The organism is candidate division WOR-3 bacterium (genome assembly GCA_026418155.1).
GTDB lineage: Bacteria > Hydrothermota > Tepidihabitantia > Tepidihabitantales > CAIPLT01 > JAOABV01.
Genome location: JAOABV010000083.1, coordinates 1 through 4,035 on the forward strand (window position 1 = coordinate 1; position 4,035 = coordinate 4,035).

Genomic DNA, 4,035 nt, shown 5'->3' on the forward strand with positions numbered 1-4,035 from the left:
ATTATAAGCAATGCCGCGATTGTTATAGGCTTTTGCATCTTTTGGGTCAAGTTCAATTGCTTTGGTATAATCTAAAATTGCTTGGTCAAATTCACCTTTTATATCATAAGCAACGCCGCGATTGCAATAGGCTTCTGCTAATTCTGGGATAAGTTCAATTGCTTTGGTAAAATCGGCTATTGCTTTATCATATTCGCCTTTATAATTATAAGCAATGCCGCGATTGTTATAGACTTCTGCTAATTCTGGGTCAAATTCAAGTGCTTTAGTATAATTGGCAATCGCTTGGTCATACTTTCGATTTCGCAATTGGAAGTTTCCGATAGTAAAATATACCGCTGCAATAAATATCTCTTCACACAATTTTTTTGTCTTGAATTTACCATGTACGCCCATAAACATCCTCACTCTTTGATAGAATTAGTTTATTAAGCATACTCTTTTATTTATCCATTTTTTAGCCATTTGTCAATATTGTTAAATGACATAATTTAACCAAAACAGAAATTCGTGTTCATTTTTAGTTTCTTCATATTGTCTTACTTCAAAATCTCTGCTAACACTTCGGATTCTTGGGTGTATTCGGGATAGTTTGTGTAGATGTATTTTAAGATGCATTTTGTTGATTGCAAAAATTGCTTGACAATTTTCTGTATTTGTGTATAATATGGTATAAGTAAAAAGGGATCGGGGTGTCTCCTGGTCGGCATTTGGGTCTCCAGTAATGGGGACTCTTTGCTTTTTAGGGAAAAAGTTTCAAGCCCCATCCGTCAATCCGTCCGTGCTTATCACAATATAATTTGTCCTTAATTACATTAAAAGGGATATAAGGTTCTTCTGGGTTTAATAAATATCTTGCTAAGGGATACGCACACAAATCCGCTATTTGTAATCCGATTATATTATCTCGTTTACTAAAAAAACTAAATTTCTTGATTTTGGTTTTCAATCGTTCCGGTGAGACATAATATGTGCCGGTATCCAAGGTATGATTAAAATGAGAAAGTAATAGTTGGTCTTCGCGTTTTCCGCGCTCTTCAACAAATATTTCAACGGTTGCGTTTTTATCTTTCTGGTCTAAATAAAAGATTAAGCGCTCCAGCACAAAAGATAATGAAAGATTATAGGGGTCTTTAGCACCTTTGCCGTATTTCTTTATATGCTCTTCTTTTTGAATACCTGCTCCGATTATACAAAAATTACTATTGCTCAGAATTTGATTAAGGTCGTTGTAGAAATTCTGTTTTACGGATAGGTCAAATAGTATCTGAAATGCGCCCTCACATTTTCTAATCTCTCTTGAATGGAGGATAACTTGATTGGTATTGAAATATTTGAACTTAAAATCGTTTATTTTGCTTTCAGTTCTAATTAGTTCTTGTTCTTCAAAGATACAGCCACACAATAAAAAGATGGGAAAATTTTTATCAACAAAAGTTAAACCGTGGTCGCCGGTTTCGTCTAAAAAAAATTTATAGGACATTTACATTATTAAATTATTATTAAATCCATTCTCAAATATTATATTATTGAATCCATGTTCAATGTCAATCAGGATTTCTTTTTCCTCCTCTTACTTCAAAATCTCTGCTAACACTTCGGATTCTTGGGTGTATTCGGGATAGTTTGTGTAGATGTATTTTAAGAGTTTTTTTAAGGGCGCACTGGCATATTTACTCTTGATGCGGCGTAAGGCTAATAAAATGTTCGGGTCTTTCTGCTCACACCAATGCGCTAAGGCTTTAGCATATTCTATCCCTTTTTCTGTTAAACTAAATAAGGTCGCTTCATTTAACTCCGCAGGAATGCCAAAGCCTTCATCAATCAGTGAACTTGGGGGTTTCGGATATTTATAGGTCTGGCGTTTTATCAGTCCTGCCATTTCTAAGACTTTTAAGTCCTGATAGATTGCCGGCTCAAACGGACCAATTTTATACGGCACAAATTCATAATAACGCTTAATCAGTTTGGCGATATCAGTCTCTTTTTGTAGTAAGAATAAAACTTTTATTAATCGGGTGATGCCCCGAATTCCTTCGGCCAATCGCGACCGATAACCTTTAACATAAAGTAATAAAATCAAATACTCAAATCTTTGACTTAAGGGTTTGGTGCTGAATCTTTTTAATTGGTTAAGTTGTTTTTGAACCGTTTTCAGACTTTTTTGGAGAATAGTTTGTTCTAATTTCTGCCAGAGCGCTTCGTCAAATGTTTTCAGTTCTTCAGTAATTTTCTGCTTAAACTCTTCACTGGTTTGTAATAAGATTTGGGCGGATTTGAGTAAGGGTTTGAGTTTAGGCGCAATCTCAGGATATTTTTTCAGCACTTGGTCGATTGTAATCTTTTCACCCTTAATGAGTTTATCGGTAAAGTCTTCAACTATCTGGTCAAGGTTTTTGACGGCTGGGGTTGATTTTCGTTTATCTTTTTGCGACCGCTTCATTTTTATCACCTTCTTTCTTGAATCAAGTTAAGTTTACTTCTAAAGGTGTGCATTTTATGATAATTTTGGGTTTTAGTGCTTTTAGACCGTTTCATTTTTCTCATCTTCTTTCTTTGCTGGTCCTAATTTGTATTCACTCTGGTAAAGGTGAGCAAACTTTTTGAGTGCTTTTTTTAATAGATATTTTATGGCTTCGGGCTTTTTGCCGGTCAATTCGGCAATCTCCGCAATACTTCTTTGTTGAAAAAAGCGCCAGTCAATTATTGCCAGTTCAGCAGGATTTAACTGCTGAAGCGTGTTGTGGACGCTTTGCGTTAGGGGATTATCTTTAGGGTCATTTATCAGTTCGGATTCAGAAATATTTTCCAAAGAAGTAACTTTAATTTTGGTATTTTGGTTACGCAGATAATTTCGGATTTCATTAAGGCAAATCTTAAATAGCCATTGTTTGAAATTTTTCGGATTTTGGATGCGGTTAAGATTAGAAAATGCTTTATTAAGGGTGCGCACCAGAATATCCTGAGCATCTTCTTTATCATCTACTCTTAGCCGGATAAAGCCGAACAGCCGATACTTGTAGCGGTGATATAAGACTTGATATGCGCTAACTTCACCGTTAATTGCCCGCAACACGCAAGCCTTATCATCATTGAGATATTTGGGATTCGTTTCTGTCATTTAAGCGATTATAATCAATCAGCCGAGCAATTCAAGTATAATATTGAGCAAGTCCATATGGATGGCCACCATCAATCAGTTGAGCAATTCAAGATGGAAAATTTGGGGAAGGCATTGGTATTTCAAAAACAGATATTGGCGAGATATATTGGAAAGTTCAATGTTCAAAAGTTCAATGTTCAAAATGTTTTTAGGGACTTGCGCCTACTAATCAAGGCTAATTCTTTTTGAACCTTTGAACCTTTGAACTTTAGTTAATGTTGTGATTAAGTTCAGTTTTTAGATTGGTGATTCTGGTTGATATTGTCCACTACCGCCACTTCGCAATGCAGAGTGCCTAAAAGGTGCAATGTTCAAAATGTTTTCCTTGACAAATTGCCTAAAAGTTGTATAATATATATATGATAATATTCAGTGATACGATTTGAGATTAAGATTTTCAAAAGGGAAAACGGCTCAGTCTCTCTTTGACAATTTGGTAAAAAGTTATACCATAAGACCGCAATGGTTGATTAAAGGTAGCGAGCAATGTTGGTGTAAATTTAGGTTAGATTTGTTTAAGAATAAAATCTACAGTTGACAATTTTCAAAAATTTATTATAATATAGAAAAGCAGTGGGAAAGGTTTTATGACGGCAAGACACCTGAATCGGGCACAGCCGACTCGGATAAATCAGATACGGATAAGTCCGATACGGATAAATCCGTTGCGGATAAGTCCGATACGGATAAATTGGCGAAGGCGCAATAATAATCTCGTTTCTTTACGCAAAGAAGGAATCGCACTTTTCAAATAATATTTTTAATGAAAAAAAGAATCACCGATAGTAGTGTGCTTGATTATTGGCGAAACAAAAGTTTAGATTTATAGAAACATTAGATTTATAGAAAATGATGAGACATAATTTGAAAGA

5 protein-coding genes are annotated in these 4,035 nt (G+C 35.0%); 1 reads left to right on the forward strand and 4 read right to left on the reverse strand.

Going from position 1 to position 4,035, the window contains the following annotated elements:
- The 4 genes from N2201_07275 to N2201_07290 all read right to left on the reverse strand — a co-directional run.
- The coding region (locus N2201_07275; protein ID MCX7785999.1) for a tetratricopeptide repeat protein at positions 1 to 396 on the reverse strand (396 nt) is incomplete at its 3' end.
- Between the two features lie 346 nt (positions 397 to 742).
- The gene (locus N2201_07280; protein MCX7786000.1) at positions 743 to 1,483 is read right to left on the reverse strand and encodes a DUF3800 domain-containing protein; all 741 of its coding nucleotides are present in this window, start codon (positions 1,481 to 1,483) and stop codon (positions 743 to 745) included.
- Positions 1,484 to 1,573: 90 nt separating this feature from the next.
- Positions 1,574 to 2,443, reverse strand: a complete 870-nt coding sequence (locus N2201_07285; GenBank protein MCX7786001.1) for a hypothetical protein — start codon at positions 2,441 to 2,443, stop codon at positions 1,574 to 1,576.
- A gap of 81 nt (positions 2,444 to 2,524) precedes the next feature.
- A complete protein-coding gene (locus tag N2201_07290; protein ID MCX7786002.1) occupies positions 2,525 to 3,121 on the reverse strand; it encodes a sigma-70 family RNA polymerase sigma factor in 597 nt (198 codons plus the stop codon).
- A gap of 629 nt (positions 3,122 to 3,750) precedes the next feature.
- On the opposite strand from N2201_07290, the gene N2201_07295 reads away from it, so the two are divergent.
- The gene (locus N2201_07295; GenBank protein MCX7786003.1) at positions 3,751 to 3,918 is read left to right on the forward strand and encodes a hypothetical protein; all 168 of its coding nucleotides are present in this window, start codon (positions 3,751 to 3,753) and stop codon (positions 3,916 to 3,918) included.
- The last annotated feature ends 117 nt before the right edge of the window (positions 3,919 to 4,035 follow it).